21 protein-coding genes and 2 pseudogenes are annotated in these 20,549 nt (G+C 47.2%); 16 read left to right on the top strand and 7 right to left on the bottom strand.

Features of this window, described 5'->3' with window-relative positions; translation table 11 throughout:
• Positions 1-307: 307 nt before the first annotated feature.
• The 7 genes and pseudogenes from rlmD to ACKGJP_RS05020 form a co-directional block, all read left to right on the top strand.
• A pseudogene (rlmD, locus tag ACKGJP_RS05050) lies at positions 308-865 on the top strand (23S rRNA (uracil(1939)-C(5))-methyltransferase RlmD); the annotation flags it as partial.
• 17 nt (positions 866-882) lie between these two features.
• Positions 883-1,812: an RluA family pseudouridine synthase gene (locus ACKGJP_RS05045; protein ID WP_409344591.1), complete on the top strand. Its 930-nt coding sequence runs from the start codon at positions 883-885 to the stop codon at positions 1,810-1,812.
• A gap of 177 nt (positions 1,813-1,989) precedes the next feature.
• A complete protein-coding gene (locus ACKGJP_RS05040; protein WP_409344590.1) occupies positions 1,990-2,559 on the top strand; it encodes a hypothetical protein in 570 nt (189 codons plus the stop codon).
• A gap of 181 nt (positions 2,560-2,740) precedes the next feature.
• Positions 2,741-3,001 carry a hypothetical protein gene (locus tag ACKGJP_RS05035; protein WP_409344589.1) on the top strand — a complete coding sequence of 87 codons (261 nt, stop codon included), beginning with the start codon at positions 2,741-2,743 and terminating at the stop codon, positions 2,999-3,001.
• Between the two features lie 143 nt (positions 3,002-3,144).
• Entirely contained in the window at positions 3,145-3,288 is a 144-nt protein-coding gene (locus ACKGJP_RS05030) for a hypothetical protein (protein ID WP_409347080.1), read from the top strand.
• Positions 3,289-3,667: 379 nt separating this feature from the next.
• Positions 3,668-4,375: a DNA alkylation repair protein gene (locus ACKGJP_RS05025; protein ID WP_409344588.1), complete on the top strand. Its 708-nt coding sequence runs from the start codon at positions 3,668-3,670 to the stop codon at positions 4,373-4,375.
• 59 nt (positions 4,376-4,434) lie between these two features.
• Positions 4,435-6,645 carry a hypothetical protein gene (locus ACKGJP_RS05020; protein WP_409344587.1) on the top strand — a complete coding sequence of 737 codons (2,211 nt, stop codon included), beginning with the start codon at positions 4,435-4,437 and terminating at the stop codon, positions 6,643-6,645.
• A 192-nt stretch (positions 6,646-6,837) separates the two neighbouring features.
• On the opposite strand, the gene ACKGJP_RS05015 is transcribed toward ACKGJP_RS05020, so the two are convergent.
• Positions 6,838-7,269 (bottom strand): N-acetyltransferase, encoded by a 432-nt coding sequence (locus ACKGJP_RS05015; protein ID WP_409344586.1) that lies wholly within the window; start codon positions 7,267-7,269, stop codon positions 6,838-6,840.
• Positions 7,270-7,340: 71 nt separating this feature from the next.
• Positions 7,341-7,838 carry a DUF2199 domain-containing protein gene (locus ACKGJP_RS05010; protein ID WP_409344585.1) on the bottom strand — a complete coding sequence of 166 codons (498 nt, stop codon included), beginning with the start codon at positions 7,836-7,838 and terminating at the stop codon, positions 7,341-7,343.
• A gap of 990 nt (positions 7,839-8,828) precedes the next feature.
• Between ACKGJP_RS05010 and ACKGJP_RS05005 the strand changes: the two genes are divergently transcribed.
• From ACKGJP_RS05005 to ACKGJP_RS04995, 3 genes are read left to right on the top strand one after another with little or no spacing between them, the layout of a single operon-like run.
• A complete protein-coding gene (locus ACKGJP_RS05005) occupies positions 8,829-10,643 on the top strand; it encodes a hypothetical protein (RefSeq protein ID WP_409344584.1) in 1,815 nt (604 codons plus the stop codon).
• Between the two features lie 25 nt (positions 10,644-10,668).
• Positions 10,669-10,800, top strand: a complete 132-nt coding sequence (locus tag ACKGJP_RS05000; RefSeq protein ID WP_409344583.1) for a hypothetical protein — start codon at positions 10,669-10,671, stop codon at positions 10,798-10,800.
• Positions 10,797-10,952, top strand: a complete 156-nt coding sequence (locus tag ACKGJP_RS04995; RefSeq protein WP_409344582.1) for an aspartyl-phosphate phosphatase Spo0E family protein — start codon at positions 10,797-10,799, stop codon at positions 10,950-10,952. Before ACKGJP_RS05000 ends, ACKGJP_RS04995 begins: the two co-directional genes overlap by 4 nt.
• 176 nt (positions 10,953-11,128) lie before the next feature.
• Here ACKGJP_RS04995 and ACKGJP_RS04990 read toward each other — a convergent pair whose 3' ends face one another.
• Positions 11,129-11,896 carry an S-layer homology domain-containing protein gene (locus ACKGJP_RS04990; RefSeq protein ID WP_409344581.1) on the bottom strand — a complete coding sequence of 256 codons (768 nt, stop codon included), beginning with the start codon at positions 11,894-11,896 and terminating at the stop codon, positions 11,129-11,131.
• Between the two features lie 419 nt (positions 11,897-12,315).
• Here ACKGJP_RS04990 and ACKGJP_RS04985 point away from each other — a divergent pair, with 419 nt between their 5' ends.
• The 4 genes and pseudogenes from ACKGJP_RS04985 to ACKGJP_RS04970 all read left to right on the top strand — a co-directional run bounded on the left by ACKGJP_RS04985 (position 12,316) and on the right by ACKGJP_RS04970 (position 14,702).
• The gene (locus ACKGJP_RS04985; RefSeq protein WP_409344580.1) at positions 12,316-12,705 is read left to right on the top strand and encodes an iron chaperone; all 390 of its coding nucleotides are present in this window, start codon (positions 12,316-12,318) and stop codon (positions 12,703-12,705) included.
• A 258-nt stretch (positions 12,706-12,963) separates the two neighbouring features.
• Entirely contained in the window at positions 12,964-13,434 is a 471-nt protein-coding gene (locus tag ACKGJP_RS04980; protein WP_409344579.1) for a VOC family protein, read from the top strand.
• Positions 13,435-13,449: 15 nt separating this feature from the next.
• Positions 13,450-13,665: pseudogene (locus tag ACKGJP_RS04975) on the top strand (iron(3+)-hydroxamate-binding protein yxeB); the annotation flags it as partial.
• Positions 13,666-13,826: 161 nt separating this feature from the next.
• Positions 13,827-14,702, top strand: coding sequence for a radical SAM/SPASM domain-containing protein (locus ACKGJP_RS04970; protein WP_409344578.1), 876 nt, complete (start codon positions 13,827-13,829; stop codon positions 14,700-14,702).
• A 72-nt stretch (positions 14,703-14,774) separates the two neighbouring features.
• Here ACKGJP_RS04970 and ACKGJP_RS04965 read toward each other — a convergent pair whose 3' ends face one another.
• Positions 14,775-16,328 (bottom strand): WG repeat-containing protein, encoded by a 1,554-nt coding sequence (locus tag ACKGJP_RS04965; RefSeq protein WP_409344577.1) that lies wholly within the window; start codon positions 16,326-16,328, stop codon positions 14,775-14,777.
• A 193-nt stretch (positions 16,329-16,521) separates the two neighbouring features.
• Between ACKGJP_RS04965 and ACKGJP_RS04960 the strand changes: the two genes are divergently transcribed.
• Positions 16,522-17,214: a helix-turn-helix domain-containing protein gene (locus ACKGJP_RS04960; RefSeq protein ID WP_409344576.1), complete on the top strand. Its 693-nt coding sequence runs from the start codon at positions 16,522-16,524 to the stop codon at positions 17,212-17,214.
• Between the two features lie 16 nt (positions 17,215-17,230).
• Here ACKGJP_RS04960 and ACKGJP_RS04955 read toward each other — a convergent pair whose 3' ends face one another.
• The 3 genes from ACKGJP_RS04955 to ACKGJP_RS04945 form a co-directional block, all read right to left on the bottom strand.
• A complete protein-coding gene (locus tag ACKGJP_RS04955) occupies positions 17,231-17,893 on the bottom strand; it encodes a GNAT family N-acetyltransferase (RefSeq protein WP_409344575.1) in 663 nt (220 codons plus the stop codon).
• A gap of 3 nt (positions 17,894-17,896) precedes the next feature.
• Complete coding sequence (locus ACKGJP_RS04950; RefSeq protein WP_409344574.1) at positions 17,897-18,451, bottom strand: hypothetical protein; 555 nt, start codon at positions 18,449-18,451, stop codon at positions 17,897-17,899.
• 82 nt (positions 18,452-18,533) lie between these two features.
• Positions 18,534-19,136 (bottom strand): TetR/AcrR family transcriptional regulator, encoded by a 603-nt coding sequence (locus tag ACKGJP_RS04945; protein ID WP_409344573.1) that lies wholly within the window; start codon positions 19,134-19,136, stop codon positions 18,534-18,536.
• 199 nt (positions 19,137-19,335) lie between these two features.
• Here ACKGJP_RS04945 and ACKGJP_RS04940 point away from each other — a divergent pair, with 199 nt between their 5' ends.
• On the top strand, positions 19,336-20,544 hold the full coding sequence (locus ACKGJP_RS04940; RefSeq protein ID WP_409344572.1) for a YecA family protein: 1,209 nt from the start codon (positions 19,336-19,338) through the stop codon (positions 20,542-20,544).
• The last annotated feature ends 5 nt before the right edge of the window (positions 20,545-20,549 follow it).

Here is a 20,549-nt window from a genome sequence, read left to right as displayed (position 1 = left end):
TTGTGGCGAGGTAATTTCGTTTCAACAGACCCGACGCCGAACCGAAACCCCTTCAACGGGGTTTTTCGTTTTTTATTGGAAAGGATGGCCGGGGCTAGCCGCATGTTATGGCATCCATTTTGCCAAACAATTGACCGCGTTAACACCGAAATAGCATAATTCTGAACTGGGGCCGACTGGCCCCTATTTCTGCTCTACAAGCGGCTCGCGGGCAAACCGGACCGGGTGCTTTTTGACGTCCGATGCGGTATAGTAGGAAAAAAAAGAGCGAATGGCCTCGGAAGGGGCTGGATCGTGCGGAAGCATGATAGAACGGAGTAAGCAGGACGTCGAGCTCTCCTTGTCGCCTCGCGCCTTCTTCCAGCTGAACCCGCAGCAGACGCTGCGTCTTTACGACGCGGTCAAGGAAGCTGCTGCCTTGACCGGCACAGAGCTCGTCGTCGACGCTTACTGCGGAACCGGGACGATCGGGCTCTGGCTGGCGCCGTTCGCCGGAGAAGTGCGCGGCATCGAAGTCATCGCCGATGCCGTGGAGGACGCCCGCCGCAACGCGCAGCTGAGCGGCGCGGACCGCGCCAGCTTCTATACGGGTAGAGCGGAACAGCTGCTTCCCGAATGGGTGCGGTCCGGCATCCGTCCCGACGTTGTTGTGGTCGATCCGCCCCGCACCGGCTGCGACCGCAAACTGCTGGACGCAATCGCTGCGGCTAAGCCCAAGCGGCTCGTTTACGTCTCCTGCAACCCGTCGACGCTTGCGAAAGACTGTGCCGTCCTGCTTGACGCCGGCTTCCGAATCGAATGGGCGCAGCCCGTCGATATGTTCCCCCAGACGGCACATGTTGAGTGCTGTTCACTAACCAGTTGAAGCAGGAGGTCCCGATTATGCATAAGAAAAAAACGAACTACTCTAAAGTCAACCGTCCCAATTTCAGTCTTTATACCGTCAAAGAACCGACGGAACTGCTGCTTTTTTTATTGCAAAAACAATCCAAACTCGGCCGGAACTCCGTTAAAGCCTTACTAGCCCGCGGACAAGTAACGGTCAACGATCGGGTCGTGACAGAATACAATTGTCCCCTTGTGCCTGGACAAACAGTTACCATTCGAAAGGATAAGGCTGTTGAAGAACCGCTGCTCGTCGGGCTATCTATCCTGCATGAGGACGAGGATATCATCGTCATTCAGAAGAATGCCGGTTTGCTGTCGATCGCATCTCCCCAAGAAAACGAAATGACAGCTTACCGGCAGCTAATGGCTCATGTTCGAATTAAAGATCCTGGAAGCAGGGTTTTTGTCGTTCATCGTCTGGATCGAGATACTTCCGGTGTGATGATGTTCGCCAAGAGCGAGAGGGTTCAGCAATTGCTTCAGAACTCCTGGCAAGACACCGTAAAGGAGCGTACATACGTTGCATTGGTTGAAGGAAAGATTAAGAAACCGGAAGGCACGATTTCGTCTTGGTTGAAAGAAAGCAGCACACTAAAAATGTATTCCAGTAATCGTCCGAATGACGGTCAACACGCTGTGACACATTACAAAATCATTCAATCCAATAGTAACTTTACCTTATCGGAGGTCCGACTCGAAACAGGGCGAAAAAATCAAATACGCGTCCACATGCAAGACATAGGGCATCCCATTGTGGGGGATAAAAAATATGGTTCGAAGTCAAATCCAATTAAACGACTCGGTCTCCATGCTCGAGTGTTAGCTTTTATACATCCTACAAAAGGTCATCTCTTGCGTTTTGAAACTGACATCCCCAAGTCGTTTCTTAACCCTTTTCGACAATCTTCTTCTGAATCAAATTAACCGTTGACGAGGATATCTGTCTTTTTAAATCTGAAACCATGTTCGGAATCGCAGTGGATATAATGGGATTTCTTTACCCAACTGTCATAAGCCATCATTAAACGAGGTATTGTTTCGAAAAGATAGCCTGACAGTCGCAAATACTTGTAGTCAGGCTTTGAGAACATAGGAGGATACATGTCCTGGAGCAAGTTGAAGCAACAACTGGAGAGTTTTCTCTGTCCTGCGTTAGATGGAAGGGTCGAATATCGTGCAACCAGTTACTATTATTCACCTAATGAAGTGGGACTTTGTTATATTTCGGTAGATAAAAAGAACATATTCAATATGAGTGATAAAACTAGCTTAATCAAATGGTATCAGACGGAGCTGGAAATTAAGAATGATTTAGATATCCAAATTCCTATCAACAATGAAGAAATTGAAGCGGTCAGAAAAGATACCAAGGGGAAAGTTCCGGAAGATCGTCTTATAGTAATTGCAAGAAATAGAAAAATATCTGTATATGCAAAAGAGCTTTTGTCAGCACAGGCTTCATTAAGTAAATCAAATTTTATCGTTGTAGCTAATAAGTTTTTATCTATTTCTATAGAAGAAAGCATAGAGAGCAATGTTATCTTATTGAATATTCTAGCTTTGGTGGACAGACGAGTTGGGAAAAAGCGAATTTTAAACATGTCCGAGAAGATGAAGATAAAGCATCCAATTGTGCAGTATTTTTATGAATTACGGCTTAGTACATTGTGAAAATAAATAACTTTCATTGAAAGATTGTAATTTGAGATCCGTGAATGGTTTTGATGGGGGCACATTGTATCAGGGTTGTTCTTAAAGTTTTCAATGGCACACTTCATTTAGAAGAGAATATCCGGTATATATCAAGAAATTAGACCCTGACAGAGCATATATTGTTGTCCATGCAGGAAAAATGAACAAATTTAATAGAGATGATTCTTATATCCTATTAAAAAAGATTGATGAAGAACAAGGTCATGTAATAAATGTTGGAACAATGATAAAGGTTGAAAAGGATTTTCTAATTTCATATTTCAAGTTAAACCCAGCTAATTCGGAAACTTTTAGTGAGTGTATATGTAAAATGGTTCAAATTAGTAATGATTGGCTCGATAATACGGGTAGTGAGTTTATACTTGATCCAGAGTATTATCATATTGGAGGACCAATATAAATTGAGGTTGCTAAACCTGTAACTTTAACTTGTAAGAACCTCGCATCCAAGATCATTATGTTTGCTTGGAAATATTAAAGCGTTGGTGTACGTCAGGTTGACTCAGCAATGAAGTATTGATCGATGTCTTTTGTAGCATCGGAATGATTTCGTTGTTCCTTGCGCAGCATACCCGCAAGGTATATGGTATCTTGACCGTGCCAGAGGCGATCGCGTACGCGAAGCGTACTGCTGAGATAAACGGCATTATGAATGTAGAACTTCGGCGTCGGCGCCGCCGAAGTTGAGATCCCCGCGTGGCTACCGCAGACTTCAATTGGGACTGCATCACAATTATTATTTTGAGGCCCTCAGCAGAGGATGATTTTTGCTCAACTAACCTTTAAACAGGATTCAATTACGACAAGCGAACTGAGGGAACTCCTTCGTTTGTCGGATCGTTCCGTCAGGGAAAAAGTAATTCGTTGGAGGTAAGAAGAGTTTATCGAACCTTGCGATCAAAAGGCAATGAGAGTTCGATCTATAAAATTGACTGAAGCATATGAGCGTCTAGCCAAGGAAATTCGAATAGCGCTGAAAAGTTTCCGCATTTTATTAAGTAACGTTCGTTCCTCCCGGGCTTAAACCTTAAGGGCAAAACCTCCAAAAAGAAGGAAGTGTGAAACAATGAATTTTGAAATGGTTATGCAGGAGCTTGAAGCTCTCGGTAAGGAACGAACCAAGAAAATTTACGGATCCAATGGTGCGCATGAACCGCTTTTTGGCGTGGCTACAGGCGAGATGAAGCCCATCGTCAAGAAAATTAAAAAAAACCAGCCTTTGGCTGAGGAGCTTTACGCCACAGGGAACTACGACGCCATGTACTTTGCCGGCATCATTGCAGACCCAAAAGCGATGACTGAAGCGGATTTTGAGCGTTGGATCGATGCGGCTTATTTTTATATGCTGTCCGATTATGTGGTTGCAGTAACCTTGGCGGAAACTGATATTGCACAAAAAGTAGCCGATAAATGGATCTCAAGCGGCGAAGAGCTGAGAATGTCAGCGGGCTGGAGTTGTTACTGCTGGCTTTTGGGTAATCGACCGGACAGTGAATTTTCCGAAAGCAAAATTGCCAATATGCTTGAACTTGTAGAAAATACGATACACGATTCCCCCGAACGAACGAAATACGCAATGAATAATTTTATTTACACAGTGGGGATATCCTATTTGCCGCTCCATGATAAGGCGGTCGAGACCGCAAAGGCAGTAGGCCCAGTAGAAGTCCAACGGGACAAGACAAAAAGCAAGTTCCTGCTCGCTTCCGAAAATATTCAAAAAGCAATAGGTAGAGGGCAACTTGGTTTCAAACGAAAATATGTAAGGTGTTAATTGTTGCAACAAAAGCCGTAACGCTATTCCTATACAGGGATTCGATAAGGAGTCGTACCATGAACAGCCATCAAGAACTACTGCAGGATCTAGCTGTCGAGCGGAAGCGTACGAGACAAAAGGCTGTGGACGGCGTAATTGCCTTACTGGCTAACGGGAGTATGCCGGTCGACGAGCTTTTTCCCCACTTCATGGGGGATAACTCGGATAAAACCAGCAGTATCATTCAAATCATGTGTCGATCCGGTCCGGCAACCAGCTGTTTGCTGCTCAACTGGCTCCGTGAATACCGGGACAAATACAATCCGATAATGGACGAGCATGAACTGGATCGCGTCGACAATGTTGGCCTTAGGCTCATCCGTTCAACAAGAAAATATATATCTGCCCATATCCGTTTTGCTGACCTGTACGAGTATTTGCAAGAGCTGCACCTTGAAGCTGTCGGGTTCCGAACCACTTTACTGATAACCTTGCGGGAGCAGCATCCGGCAGCTCTGGAAGACTTCCGCAGAGGCATGGGACTTGGCGATTGGCGGATTCTCAGCGATGAAGAACTCGCATCCGCTATGCATTCCGAGTTTGAGGACAAAGCTTACGTCATATCGGATCTTCCAGCTTCATTGCGGAATAGCATAGTCCGCAAACTGCAATTTTATCAGTTCTGGCTGCTTCTGTTCCGTGAGCTCAGCTTCGACTGGATTCATGAAAACAAGGAGCCGTTGTTTTCGCTGGATGATGTCGTATCCTTGCAGGACAATGTGGTGCTGGATAAAATTTGCTCTGGGGATTCGCGTTTTCGGGATCTCGTACTAGGTATGATTGCGATGATCCCGCAGACAGCTTACTATATAAATCGGCAGATTGGATCAACTCCCCCTGAGTCTCTATGGAGTTCGATTCAAGAAAACCCTGCCTGGTATACATCCATTGCGGTACAGGACTTTAATTTTTCACCGAATACTAAAGCTCTTAAAGCGCTGCTGGTGGCAGGCGACGTTGAAGCGCTGCGCTTGTTTGAACACATTTGCCGGTATTATTACGAGCATGAGCGGCAGTTGCCCGATTTCGCAATTCACATTTATCAAATATTCGGTTTGCCTGAAGAGTCCGAAGATCCTGCGGACAACTTGGATATTCAAACCGGCAACAGGTGGGAGGCGCTCTGCCGCGATATTGCGCAGGATATGTACGGTGAAGTGCTGATTCATCCTGAGCTTCCCAACGGATTTATTCCCGATATCGTAGTGAATGAAAACGTCACATACAAGAATGGGAAACTAACGCATGCTGCTCTCATGATCGAGTGTAAAAAGAGTGATAAATTTATTTTTCGAGAGGATCCTCCGCAACGAGGTAAAGAGATTACGGAATACAACAACCATACGACTGCCAAGTACCTTCCATATTGCGAAAGGCTGGAATATTGGATTTTGGAAGATCTCCATTATTTAGAGTTGAAGCCGATTCCTAATCGAACGGTCCACGTCCGGACGGCTGCTGACTTTCTCAATAATCCATCTGTCTCGGATAAGCATAAAGAGGATATTCGTCAACTGCATCATTTTTACGCAAGCTCCATTGAACAAATAATGATCGACTATCAGTCCTCCGATGTTCATCAGGCTCTTGAGCGAATTAGCAGTATGGCGAGTGAGCATCTGCAACGCTTTCGAACAGAGGAGACGCATGAGCCTGATAAGCTGGAAGACGCAAGGCTAACCGAGCATGAGAACGATCAGACACAACCGGCCCCCGACTTGAAACAATACGTACAGGCTGCTGTGACAGTCACCAAGAAAACCCTGCTTCGAACAGCAAACGGAGGCGATGGCATGACATACTCGGCTAAAGAAATTTCGGCAGAATTGAAAAAAGAACTCAAAACGATCCAAGCGCGTATTCGGGAGTTGAACGATTTGGTCTATGCCTATGAACAGTCGGCGTCCGCCTTGGAGGACCATCTGGAGGATATTCAAATTGCCGGCTCGGGCGTGGATAGTATACCGGAGGAATACGAATTTACAGGCATGAACCAGCAAGTATTTAAAGATCTTTTTTTTCGAAAAGGGATGTATGAAGTGAAGTTCGAGGGGATGGGCAGCGTGCGTGTTTACGTGAAAGCAAAATCGACGGAGGAATCCGTCGGCTTTAGTGACAACGGCTCTTCCATCATTGAAATAAGTAAAAGCCGGAATCATCACGTACAAGTAAAGACTTACCAAGATGATACCTTTTGGAAAATCACGATCAGATTAATCGAAAGGTGATCCCTGTTCACGTTCGCTAGTGGGAAGCAATTGCATGTAAAGCGATTTTTAGAGGGTCTAACAAAAAAATGGTTGAGCAGCTTGCAATGCCTGCTCAACCATTCTTCTTTTTTGGTCAATGGATGCCTTCTTAAGGCGAATCACTTTTTCCTGTCACCTCTTTCCATATAAAATTGACCTTTCATTTGCTTACTACTCTTTTTTCCATGTCATAACATATTCTTTTGCAGATGTATTTTCATCTATTGACTCGCTTGAGATAATAAAACCATTTTTTTGATAGAATCTGATCGCGCTTTCGTTCTCATGATATACTTGTAAGCTCATACATGCTTTCTGGTCTTTAACATAATTCAGAAGTATCTTTCCATATCCCTTACCTTGTTCATTAGGATCTACAAACAAAGCTGCTAGGTAGTCATCAATCATGGAAATAAACCCCACTATAATACCATCCACTTCAAGAACATGCGACTGAGACATTGGAAAATACTTCTCTTTCATTGCTGACTGATTTGATTTCCAATAATCTTCCTTTATGAAATTATGTGCTAGCTTAGAACCTTCAAACCAAATCTCTACCATCTTATCTACATCATTTTCTGTATATAATCTTATGTTCATTTATATACTCCTCCAAATAATCGGTTGATTTACATCCCTTTCATTTTCCTATGAAAGTCAGTTTTCATTTTTTATTTTTCGTTCATGTGGTGATTTGTTAAGTGAGCAATCTCTGTTACTCTCTCCATTGTAATTCCTTCTCTTTGTTCAACTGCAAGTGGATGATCAGTCTGTTCTAGTTCTATTAACGGAACAGCGCCAACTTCTTGTGTATGTACCCTTGTTTTCAACGACAGTGTAGTTATTGGATATATTGAAAGTTCCGTCGACAACCAACCAAAATATGGTTGTTCCTTTTCTCTTCCTTGTACATTCAATAATTCATTGGCTTTAAAAAAATTTTCTTCACTAAGTGAAACCCAAACACTCCATATAAATTTTTCTTTACTATCAATTATCGGTATTTCAATATGTCCCCTAATATAAAAAAACTGTTCATCAATTACGCAAAAATCTCTAATTAACTCCGTTCTTTTCTCTTCTGGCACCTTGTAAAAATAGTACGGCGCTTCAATTCCGTAACATAAAGGAACTTCTCTTAATTCGTTGTTACAATGAGGGCATTTCATTGTTTCTACTCCTCCTTATAAACCATCAATTTCCTTCGACCGACCTATTAGTTCCCACACATCCATGCCTCTATGTTTATCATTAAGGCTATTTGCCCATTCTTTAGCCCTTCTCAGAAAGAATGCTTCTAGTTTTTTCTGACTGCTCTCAGATATGCTTGGCATAAGGTTCCCCCATTACATCAAATTGAAATCCCCGTTTTATTGTCCTTCGATTTTCAGTTTCTTGTTTTTACGGAAAGTAATGCCTTCATAATGATAGACACCATTTTCATCGTGAACGTCCATAGCTACTATTGATTTCTTAATAAAATTGACCTGTTCATCTGAGAACAACTATTTTTCACTATCATGATATCCGTTCCCACCATTTGATTCATTAAGTATTGTGGTTATTTCTTTCTTTGTTTCTCCAATGAAAATGTCAAAATCTTTGGCTATCTTATTAATGAGTTGTGTATTTGGATATTCGCTCAAAGCGTAAGTAACGCCTAGTTCATCCGCAACATTTCGCGCAGTCTTTCCGTCCCCATCTCGGTAAGTATAGCTTTTAGTCTCAGTCTTTACCAATCAATGATGGATCGAGGTAATCTTCAGTAGTTCTGAACTTCATCCCAGATCCACCTGCTGATTGAAAAGTCGCAGCTGATATTACTAAAATTGCTATTCAAATTATAAATTGTGTTTGATTGGATAAAGTTTAAACCAATTAAATAAATCAAGGTGGTCCCGTTGGCCGGAGTTGGGTCTTAGTCCTCCCCAAAAATAGTCCCATAATCGACAAGTTCGGGACTATCGACCATGAACTGGGAGATAACTTAATAATTTTCGACTTTTTTTTGTATTCGAAAGCGATATATCCAAAATTCTCTTATCTGACTCGCCCAGCCCGGCTGCGTCTTTATTCCGATGACAACTCTTCGACAGTTTTCTATAATATTCGATATCCAGTGTATTCAAATATTTGGAAACCGAAAGGAGGTGATCTTAATGAGCGTATGGATCAAATGCTTATGCACCTTCTTGCTGGCCGCTTGCATATGTTCTTTTTTGGTCGGCACGGCAGAGGCTCGTGAATCAGCTTTTCAGACAGGCAAAGAGGATTCCGCAGAACAAACGCCGAAGGGCCTCGGACTGCTTAATGCGGTTAAAGGCATAGCGGACATTTTGGAAGTGACAACCTCCAATGTCGTCAAAGCCCTTCCTTTGGAGGAAATGCCGTCTCCCGGACTTGTTGAGACGATTGATCAAGTAGCGACAATTGCAGAACCTGCGATAGATGCCATCCAGCAAACCTCCGGATTAAGCTCCGTATTGTCCTTGGAACAGGGACCTCCAGCGGAGCAAGGTCTTGTCGAATCTGATAACGGCGCTTCCGGCGTTGCTGATTCCGGGGCACCTATCGCAAAATCCGCAGTTTCCTCCTCGAACCGGCTACTGCCGGGACTCCTAGACGGGCTGGGCGGTGCAGGTATAGCTGCGGGCGGGATTGTAAACGGCGTGGTCGATGGCGTTGGACATGCTGTCGGCGGCGTGGTCGATGGCGTTGGACATACTCCTGGCGGCGTGGTCGATGACGTAGGACATACTGTCAGCGGTGTGTTCGATGGCGTAGGACATACTGTCGGCGGCGTGGTCGATGGCGTAGAACATACTGTCGGCGGCGTGGTCGATGGCGTAGGACATACTGTCGGCGGCGTGGTCGATGGCGTAGGACATACTGTCGGCGGCGTGGTCGATGGCGTAGGACATACTGTCGGCGGCGTGGTCGATGGCGTAGGACATACTGTCGGCGGCGTGGTCGATGGCGTAGGACATACTGTCAGCGGTGTGGTCGATGGCGTAGGACATACTGTCGGCGGCGTGGTCGATGGCGTTGGACATACTGTCGGCGGCGTGGTCGATGGCGTTGGACATACTGTCGGCGGCGTGGTCGATGGCGTAGGACATACTGTCGGCGGCGTGGTTGATGGCGTAGGACATACTGTCGGCGGCGTGGTCGATGGCGTTGGACATGCTATCGATGAACTGATTGGCTCTAAAACGGATGAAGGCGGCCCCTCAGTTCCACCGGTTGAAGAACCAGTCGATGTTCCTGTAGACCAAGAGTCTTCCGAAACTGACGGCGTTCGGGAGCCTTATACCGAACAAGAAGGAAACAATGCCAATGTAGTGCAAGACAAACCTCCTGTTGATCAGGAAAATACCCGAGTGGATGAAGTGCAAAACTATGCTTCTGCCAATCATGAGAAGAGCAGCGCCAATGAAGTACACGCAGACGGCCAACCAAGATATAGGCAGCAGACAGGATGTTTTAGCAGCCCTAAAGAATCTGCCGATAACCCTGACCTTAGCCGGCCGTATGTAACCGATTGCAGGTCCCCTTCTGAAGCTGCAAGAGACGGATCGGTTATCTTCACTGAACAACAAACAGCCGACAATCCAAGCAATGATATTCATTTGTCGAGAAAGTCCGACGAAAACGGCGGCGTTCAAACGGCAGTTGCCTCAAAGACTGCAATGCCAAGCAAGCCAAAATCTCCCCTGCCGTATCATAAAAGGGATATACCCGTCATGCCCCCGGCAACCATCTCAGTCAAACAGCCTGTTCAAAGTCAATCCGGATCGGCCGGCGGCGGTCCTCATCTGACGGGCAGTCCGGATGCGATGCTGGAGGAAAGCATTTCATTCAAATTGGCGAGTAAACGAATATATGCCAAAAACACAAGACGATTGATCACCAAATGGGCTAACGAGCCTCCCATAAAGCCGCCTAGGCACATCCTTTTCTCAATTATGAATTAATAATGAGAAAAGGATGTGGAAGGATATGAGAAAAAGCATTTCTTTCGGTATTGTTCTTCATGGCTTGATGTTCGGATTATTGATGATTCAATGGGATAACAAAGCGCATGCGGAAATATTAACAGTCGGCATTCTGGAAGAGTATAATGCCATATGAAAAAAATCGAGAGATTGCGCAGCGAACTCAACCAGCTTACGCAACAGCGTAGCTTGCTGGATCCCCTGGTCATCAAAAAATCGCAACAGTTGGACAAGCTTATCGCGCACTACATGAAGAGAATACTGCGAAGAAAAGCTTCATCCAAATAAGGCTACAGTTACGAATAAAATGAACTTTTTCATCAAAAAGGCGCGTTCACCATTGAGGAGGGAATTGCCGAGCAGCCTATTGTATCCATCGGTGACACGCTTTCCGGGTTCAGCTTTTATACTCGCTATTGATTGCCGACCGGACAAAAAAAGGACCCCTTAAGGGTCCTTTTTGCCTATTTGTTTCCTAATTTCGTATAGACGCGGTGTAAGATCGTTACGGCCTCAGCCCGCGTTACTTTATCCTTCGGCCTAAAGTTCCCGTCAGCGCCTACCATGATTCCGCTCTTGATAATGGAGTAGAGGAGAATTGCTTTAATGTTCTCTACATCGCCTGCGTATGTAGTCTCGTCTCCTTCGAACGTGTAAGTAAGAATTTCAGGGGAGTAAAAGCTCGAATCTTCAAAGCTTACCATGGGGCTTATTTTTATGTCTTTGTACTGCGCTATGGTAGTAAGCACTTCATCAGCGCCTACCACAACGATCCCATTGTTATCGGACGTAAGATCGAGTTCTTTTGTGAGCAAGCCAATCATCATCATGACGTCCCACCGGGTAAGTTCTTTTTCGGGGGCCAAGTACGGTTGCTCGTTTTCATCAAAGTAATCAGCAAAAGACCAATAGTCTTCACTGAAAAGAACGGAGAAGTCTTCGGACGCCCAGTGTCCTTTTATATCGACGAAAGGGAGCTCCTCGGTCGCCCTGCTGCCTGCTGTCGGGAATAAGGCGCGGTACATATGAGCAAGCTCGGCCTTCGTTACTGGATTTTCAGGTTTGAATGTGCCGTCTTCATATCCGCTCAGAACCTTCTTATTCACCATGAAGTCGATGGAGGGGGCGGCCCAGTTCGTCTCCTTTACATCAGAAAACTTACTTGCCGCCATTACCGGTGTTGCCGCTACCAATGTAACGGCAGTTAGAAGAGCGATGATTGCTTTTTTCATGTGATTTCCTCCTGGTTGTGGGTGTTCTGTTTAATATGAACTCGTGTTCTGGCTTCCTAAGATAGGGATCCTAAACAAATTGGATGAAAGTTCCCACATATAGTATGATTAAGAGGCAACAGGAAAATATAGCATATACGCGGGGAAGTTTATCATGATAATAGCTCATAAGCTGTTAGCTTTACAAGCTTTACAAGCTAGTCAATAACAACAATGCCGCTAGGTAAGCAATCAATTGCCCCAAGCAGCTCTATCCCTTCTTACATCAAAATGATTATACTATCCGAGCGGCTGACAACAGTCGTTTTTATTATCCGCCCTCCGACTGCCTTGGCCAAAAAGGTTAAGGCTTCTAAGCTGAAGGTAGGCTTTTTGACCAAGCCGTCGGTTCGAAACAAAAACCTGTGAAAGGAGAAACCATGCAAGAAAACAAAATCACGTATGCATCGATCGATGCCTATATTTCAACATTTCCTGCCGAAGTTCAGGGCATACTGGAAACGTTGCGAAACGTAATCAAGGAGTCGGCACCGGACGCAAAAGAAAAGATCAGTTATCAAATGCCTACTTTTGAGCTGCATGGAAATCTGGTGCATTTTGCGGCTTATAAGAATCACATCGGATTTTATCCGGCTCCGAGCGGGATTACTGAGTTTGAAGAGGAGTTATCCGCATATCCGCGGTCAAAAGGGGCGATACGATTCCCCCTAGACAAGCCGCTGCCCTATGAATTGATAAGCAGGATCGTGAAATATAGGGTTGCCGGGAACCTGGAAAAAGCAAAAAACAAGCCTAAAAAGAAGAAATAACCCGCATCAGTCAGCAGCAAGCACTACCCCATCTACATGACGGATGGGGTTTTTGCTTAATCGGAAAATCGTTTATGCATACCGCAATATAAAAGAAATTTCGGCCAATCGTTTATGCTACTATTATCTTGTCAATGGCGGTGATAAAAGTCCCCCTGCGACAATCGTTCGAGGAGCTTGCAGCAGCCTAGATAACAACCGGTTTTTGCATAAATGATCACCAGCACTCCATTATTTAAGAAAAAGGAGCGAAAAAACATGCAAAAAATCACCCCATTCCTGTGGTTCGACGGCAATGCCGAGGAGGCGATACTTTTTTACACCTCCGTCTTCAACAATTCCAAGATCGAGAGCATGATTCGCATTGGAGGGGAAGGTCCCGAATCGAAGGGTTCGGTCATATCCGGCACGTTTCAACTGGAAGGACAATCCTTTATGGCGATAAACGGCGGTCCGCAGTTTACCTTCTCGCCGGCTCTGTCCTTATTCGTAAACTGCGAGACGCAGGAAGAAGTGGACGACCTGTGGGAGAAACTTTCCGAGGGCGGAGAAAAGCAAAGATGCGGCTGGCTTAAGGACAAATACGGGGTCTCCTGGCAGATCATTCCCACTGCGTTAGGCAAGCTGATGCATGACAAGGATCCCGAGAAGGCGGGAAGAGTCATGAAGGCTATGCTTCAAATGGACAAAATCGACATTGCCGTTCTAAAGCAAGCGTATGAGGGGTAAGGTACGGTATGACCTATGTTCCTGACGACCTACGGTCCCGAGAAAAAGGGCGATGAGCTCAAAAAACGGAAGAACTCCGCGGTTTGGCAAAGCTTGAACGCCGCCAAGAACAACACCTTGTTCTACAACGATTTCGATACGTTCTACCGGTACGACCCGATCGCGATTATGGGGCAAATCGATCTGATCGTCGATATGCTGCTCCAGAGAAGCAAAGAGAACAAAAAATAACTGTTGCCGCGCCGCACCTTTAATATTTTCCTATCAAGCCGTCCCCTTTCCTGTGATAGAATACTAGGTAGAGTTCAAGTGAAACGATGCTTGGGCTCTTTTACCGGACAAAAATCGCAGCCTGTATATATCGCAGAAAGCTACGGAATGGGGATCAAGTCTTGAAGACGTTCAAAAAGGTATACATCGAAGTGACCAGCGTGTGCAACCTCGCTTGCAGCTTTTGTCCGCAAACGAGCAGGCAGGCTAAATTCATACAACTGGATACGTTTAACCATGTGCTGGATCAGATCAAGCCGCATACGAACCATATTTATCTTCACGTGAAGGGCGAGCCGCTGCTTCATCCCAAAATCGACGAGCTGCTCGACGCCAGCCATGCCAAAGGCTTTAAGGTAAACATCACGACTAACGGCACGCTCATCGTCAAAAACCGGCACAAGCTTCTCGGCAAGCCGGCGCTGCGTCAAATGAACTTCTCGCTCCATAGCTTTGACGGGCACGAAGGCTCCGTCGACAGGGAAGGATACCTCGCCAATATTCTTTCCTTCGTACGGGAAGCGGCGGAGCATAATGTGATTATTTCGTTCCGGCTGTGGAACCTGGATCAGGACAACGAAACGAACATGCAGCGGAACCGAAACCGCGAAACGCTGGAGGTTCTCGAGAAAGAGTTCAACCTCGATTTCAAAATCGAAGAAAAGGTCCAGCCGGGCAGCGGCGTCAAGATTGCGAAAAATATTTATTTGAATCAGGAATACGAATTCCAATGGCCAAGTCTGCAAGCGCCGGAGGACGACGGCAAAGGCTTTTGTCACGGGCTTCGCACGCAAGCCGGCGTTCTTGTAGACGGGACGGTCATCCCTTGCTGCCTGGATGGCGAGGGCGTCATCAACCTCGGGAACGTTCACACGACGCCGTTCTCGGAGATCGTGGAGAGCGAACGGGCGAACAACCTTTTCTACGGATTTTCGCGCAGGGAAGCCGTCGAGGAGCTATGCCGCAAATGCGGCTACAGGCAAAGATTCGGGACGTAATCCTATCCTCCTATCCAAGAAAAAAGCACCTACAGGCCCGTTTACCGGCGCTTGAAGGTGCTTTTTGCATGGTTACTCCGTATAGCTCAGCTTCGAATCGATGCCGATTTGATTTTTGCTTCCGTCCCAGGTCACGCCAAAATTAATCGCCTTCGCTATGTCTCTCAGCTTGAAATAGTTGTTGCCGTCAATGTTGTAAGCCGTAAGCTGAGCTTCTTTGCCGTCGATAAACAATTTCGAGGAGGTCGGCTTCGCTTCTTTGGCCGATGCCTGACCGGAAACCGTAAGCTCGCCGCCGGCTGCCGTATACGCTTTGCCCGACTCCAAGTTAATCGCATTCTTCGCGTTATCCCAGCCCACCTCGAACTGCTTGCCGGTTCCGTTCACCGCCATCGCGAGATCACGCAATTTGAAGAAGTTGTTTCCGTCGATATGGTATGCTTCGAATGCCACTTCCTTGCCGTCAACGACGACCTTGGAGGCTGTCGGGGCGGCCGACTTCGTTCCGGATTCGACGGCACCCGGCTTAGCCGTTTCGGACGATGCAAGCGGGCTCGCCAAGTATCCCCACTTTTCGCCCCAATAAGCGGCAGCCCGTCCTTCTTGAAACCGGTAATGCTCTTCGTAGGTGTCGGGCGTGTAAAAGTTTTCGAACTGAGGCTGTACGACGATTTTACCGGTTTTATCGATAAAGCCCAGCCCCTCTTCCTTATATGTGCCTGCCAGCCCTTCGGTAAACGCCGTATAGTAACCGTGGGACATAAACGGCTTGCCTTCCTTGTCAATAAAGCTTAACGATTCGTCATCGTGGGCAACCAGAGCATACCCTTCCTGAAACCTGTAATCGTCCGTATAGAAACGGGCATACGTCGGAGGAATCACTTCTTTGCCCGTCGTATCGATAAAGCCTACATAGCCTTCCACCACAATAGCGGCCATGCCTTCGCTAAAGGCGTACGCCCCTTCATATTTCAGCGCGATTACCTCTTTGCCGGTCTTGTCGATGTAGCCCCATTTGCCGCCTTTGCTAACTCTGGCCAAACCGCCGCTAAACAGAATCGGCTGCAATTCGCTGTACTCGTCCTCATCCACCTCGTACTGAGGCTTCACTACTTCCTTGCCCGATTTGTCGATAAAGCCGAGCTTTCCGTCTACAAGCACCGCCGCCAGGCCTTCACTGAAGCCATAGGCAAGGTCGTACTTCGGTTCGATCACCATGCTGCCGGCCTTGTCGATAAACCCTATTTTCTCGTCCACCGCAACCGTTGACAGTCCTTCTCGGAAAGCCATCGGCATCGGGCTGCCATAAATGCCCTCATAGGCGGGCTTGATGACTTCTTGGCCGGACTTGTCGATGAACCCCCATTTGCCGTTCAGTTGAACGGAAGCAAATCCTTCGCTGAAGTTGTTCGCCAGCTTATATTTGGGCTCCACTACTGTTTTTCCCGTATGGTCGATGTATCCCCATTTGCCGCCGATTTGAACCGCCGCCAAACCCTCGCTGAAGCTTCTCGCGTCGTCATATTGCGGACTTATTGCGAAAGGCTGCGCCGTCTCGGCATAGGCCATCGGCACGATGCCCAGCAGTAAAGCCAGGCTCATCATCAAGCTTACAACCTTTTTCAATCGAATCGTCTCCTCTTTCATAATGATTAGGTAAGAATGGCATACCTAAATTCAAGGATACCGGGAAATCGTTCTCCCTTTCCACGGACTATAAGTCACATCCATCGAAAATGACAAAATTCTACATCTCAAGACCCATTTAACCGATATATATTTGTATATATTGGATCCTATTTGGAAAGGAAGATAGGTATTGTTGGACATCCGCTCACAATTCGGATTGCGGGTCAGGGAGCTTCGCGCGCGCAGCGGCATGTCGCAGGAAATGCTCGCGCTGCGATCGGAACTGGACAGAACCTATATAAGCGGGGTGGAACGGGGCGAGCGCAACGTCAGCTTGGTCAATATCGAGCGGATTGCCGCCGCTCTTAACGTATCCATCGAATATATGTTTTCGAACGAACGCTTTTCGACCAACCCGGCCTATTTGCAAAAAGACTTTAGCGTCCCTTTCTCGGAGCGGTTTGTATATCATCTCGACCAAGAAAAGAAAGTGCTGTCCTTCCAAGTAACCGGACTGCTGAGCAAAGAAAACGTGGAGTATATGGCCTCGACTCTGCTCGGTATTTGTTCCGCCTACGGCAAGGAGGAGCTGGAAATCTTGGTCGATCACCGGGAAATGAAAACTGCGGATGGCGAGCCTGCCGTTTATTCTCCGGATGTCGCGGAGCAAGCCGTCATTTTTCAGCAAGGGTTGATGACCTACAGCAAAAGGGTTGTCGTGTTGTGCAATTCGGCGTTTATGGTGCAGCAACTTAATCATGTTACATCCGAAAGCGGCATCAGATCCATCCATCTGTTCGGACAAGATCAAGAAATGGTTAGCAGGGCGTACGAACTGCTCGAGATTAACGGCAACGAGCTGATTAAAGCGGCAAAATCATAACGGCAGCGGGCGTTGATCAAGTGACAACACCTCTTCGGCTCGGTCGGAACATGCCGTATACCATAATGCCGCCTAGCCTCTTCCCGGCAACGACTCGATAGCCGAAACGTTCGTACAGCCTTACGTTTTCCGGATTTTCGGTGTCTAGTCCGATGCCGGCCGAGGACGGATCCCGATCCGCCATCTCGTGAATTTCGTGTAAAAGCATGCTGCCTAGCCCCTTCCCTTGGCGCTCGGGCGCAACGCCCAAGAAAACTAAATAATGATGAGGAACCTTCGGCCGAACCGAAACGGTAAGCTGCATGTACCGGTTAAGCATGGTAAAGGAACGTATGGGAATGCTGCCGAACAACCGCATGGCCCGATACAGAAATAACGGGTTGAGCAGCACCCCCGCTCCCGCTGTGCTGGTTGGAAGCTCTATACTCGCTGCGCCGCAGAGCACGCCATTCTCCGTGGCGCCAATCAGACTTTCTTTCAGTATGAGGCTTTTATCGAACAAAAAGCTGAAAAACTGCCGCGTTTGTATTTTCCGTCCCGCAGGAGCACCAGCAAACAGATAGTGAAACAACGGGTCGTTCGCGAAAGCCTCCGGCAGCATCGCTACGGCTTGCTGTCGATGCTCTTCCTTTAGACGCACGATTTCCCTGCTTCCGCCGGATAGTCGTTCATTATCCATCGCTTACTCTCCTCTCTGGGCATAATGATCGACCGCAAAGCTGTAAATGACCTTAAACATATAGAAAAGCAGCGTGACGATAAGGATCTTGGGCATATCGCCCGGAAGCATAAGCAGTCCTCCGAACCCCGCAGCAGCCAAAACGGCGGCAACCGTACGCTGGGCCGGATATCGAATCAGGGCATTAACGACGAGTGCCGAGCCGATCGTATAACCCCAGACGAGAAGACAGAGAAGCAAGGACTCTCCGAATATAAGAGACAATAAGACAGGCTGAACATGAATGGCAATAAAAAGAAGTCTCGCTCTCGAACTCGCCTTGTAGTAATTGTTCGTCGACAAGGTTACATTGGCAACGACTCCTCCATTGATATCTAGCGCAAGCAGCGCGAGACATCCGATTTTCCACCATGCGAGGCCGCCCCACTCCGGGTAGGTGCAAGCAAGCATCAATCCGCTCATGCCCACACCGAACACTATGATGAAGAACAACTCCGCAGCAGTCTGCTTTTCCCCAAAAACCTCGTGAAAAAAGGACGGTATTTTGACGGTTTTCATTCCTGATCTCCTCCAATTCACTTTATTATTGACCGATCGATCGGTCAGTTATTTGAAATCGTAAGTCCCGCACAAGTCGGGCTTACGGTTCCGATAAGAGCCGGGCAATCATCCGCACCTGAAGCCGCCATGCCCGTTCATAATGCGCTGCGTTTCCATTCAGCAAGAAATGCAGGCCCATGCCGTCCAAAGACGACAGCACTAGCGAGGCCGCAGCTTGAACGGTTTCTTCGGCAACGGATCGCGAGGCCAGCCGTGCAAGCCGGTTTTGAATGAGCTGCGTAATTTGATTCAGGTAGGAATCCAGCGCTTTTTGAAATTCAGCGTTAAACATGCCTTCATAATAAAACGAAAAGAAAGCTTTAAACAGCCTCCTATCCTCTTCGGGTACGTGGAAAATAGCGTCGCCAAGCGCATTCAGAAATTGTTCCGTATCCGGGTAAGCCCGCGTCATCGACTCCAGAAGCTCATTAAAAATAATATGCAGGACGCCGATCAGGATCTCGTCAACGGATTTGAAATGATGAAAAATATTGCTTTTGCTGACGCCGGTAGCGCTCGCCAGCTTCGCGGCAGAAACCTCTTTGATGCCTTTCTCGGCAATGACGGCTATTGCGGCATTCAAGATGCGCGCCCTCGTCTGCTCGCCCTTCTCCATTCGCTTATCAAGCGGATTTGTATCCATGAACCGATGCCTCCAATTTCCTCCATTATATAACTGACCGTTCGTACAGTCAATATGTTGGACATGTACTGATCCGGTAGTCTCAAATAAATGGGGCTGGATATGCATGTCGAAATTCGGTATAGTATGTTAGAGTTAACTATCCCTATCCTCGCACTTGCGCGGATGGGTTTTTCATTTGTTTGGAAGGGGTGAGCGCATGAACAAGCAGCTAAGCGCCAAAGACCAAAAGACGCTGCTGAACGCATTAGAGAGCGCAAAAGAGGCTAGCCGGCAAATGGCGGCTAAGCAAGAGGACAAAAGGTGGTCGGAAATCGAGACCCCGCTTCCCCTCATAGACGCTCTGGTACGACTAACTAAAAACGATCTGACGGACATACGCGTAAACTTGGATATCAAGGGAGCGAGCACGCTCAAGAAGCAAGAGCTGGCCGAAGTATTGGCGCAGCAGATTCCCGGTGCGCTGCCAGCTCTACTTATAAGCTTCGATGAAGACCGGTATAAAGTCTTAAAGCATATCGCCGAACGCGGCGGGCACGCTTACTTGCCGCTTGACTCGAGTCAGATCGGCTACTTTACGGATCGAGGTCTCCTTTTTCCAGGGACCTTTAATGGCCAAAAAACGTTGGTTATGCCTGTCGAAATTGCCAAGGCTTTCACGGCGCTGAACCACAACTCGTATCGTGAAACACTTCGCCGCAACACGGAGTGGATCAAGCTCACGTACGGCATGCTGCACTACTACGGTATGCTGAACTTGGATCAGCTCGAAACGTTGCTGACCCCATATACGGGGGAGAAGCCGAAACCGCAGGATTATTTGGATATCATTTTGGATGCCATCAAATACGATCAAGGGATCAGACACGATGCCGCAGGGTTCTATCACAGCAGGGTATGGAACGCAGAAGATCTTATCAAAGGGCATGCCTTCAGATCCAGCCTGACGTTCTATCCGTTCACCAAAGCCCAGCTCTTGAAGGCCGGAGAGCCGAATTTCGTGGACCGGAACCCCGCCTATGAGGCATTCGTCAGCTTTATTATCAAAAACTATCCCTATAACCGGGAACAGGCGGATCAGCTTGCCGAGGAATGCGTATACGCAATACGGATCGATCAAACGCCAAGCCAGCTGTTTCAATATTTGCAGCAGTTTCTCAATATCGCCACCCTCGAAGCGACAAAGGCTCTCATGGACCATCTCGTCCTGCTACACAATAATACGAAACAGTGGACGTTGAAAGGCTACTCGCCGGACGAGCTTTCCGCAGCGCGGAATCCGGCGCAAGAGCGGTCAAAAGGCCCCGCAGGAGAAGTCATCGACTTCGCTTCGAAGAAGAAGATAGGGAGAAACGATCCTTGCCCTTGCGGCAGCGGCATGAAGTTTAAAAAATGCTGCGGCAAGTAATGGCA

Source organism: Paenibacillus litoralis (genome assembly GCF_046244365.1).
Taxonomy (GTDB): domain Bacteria; phylum Bacillota; class Bacilli; order Paenibacillales; family NBRC-103111; genus Paenibacillus_V.
The sequence above is the reverse complement of the archived record's forward strand: the minus strand, read 5'-3'. Positions and strand labels throughout refer to the sequence as shown.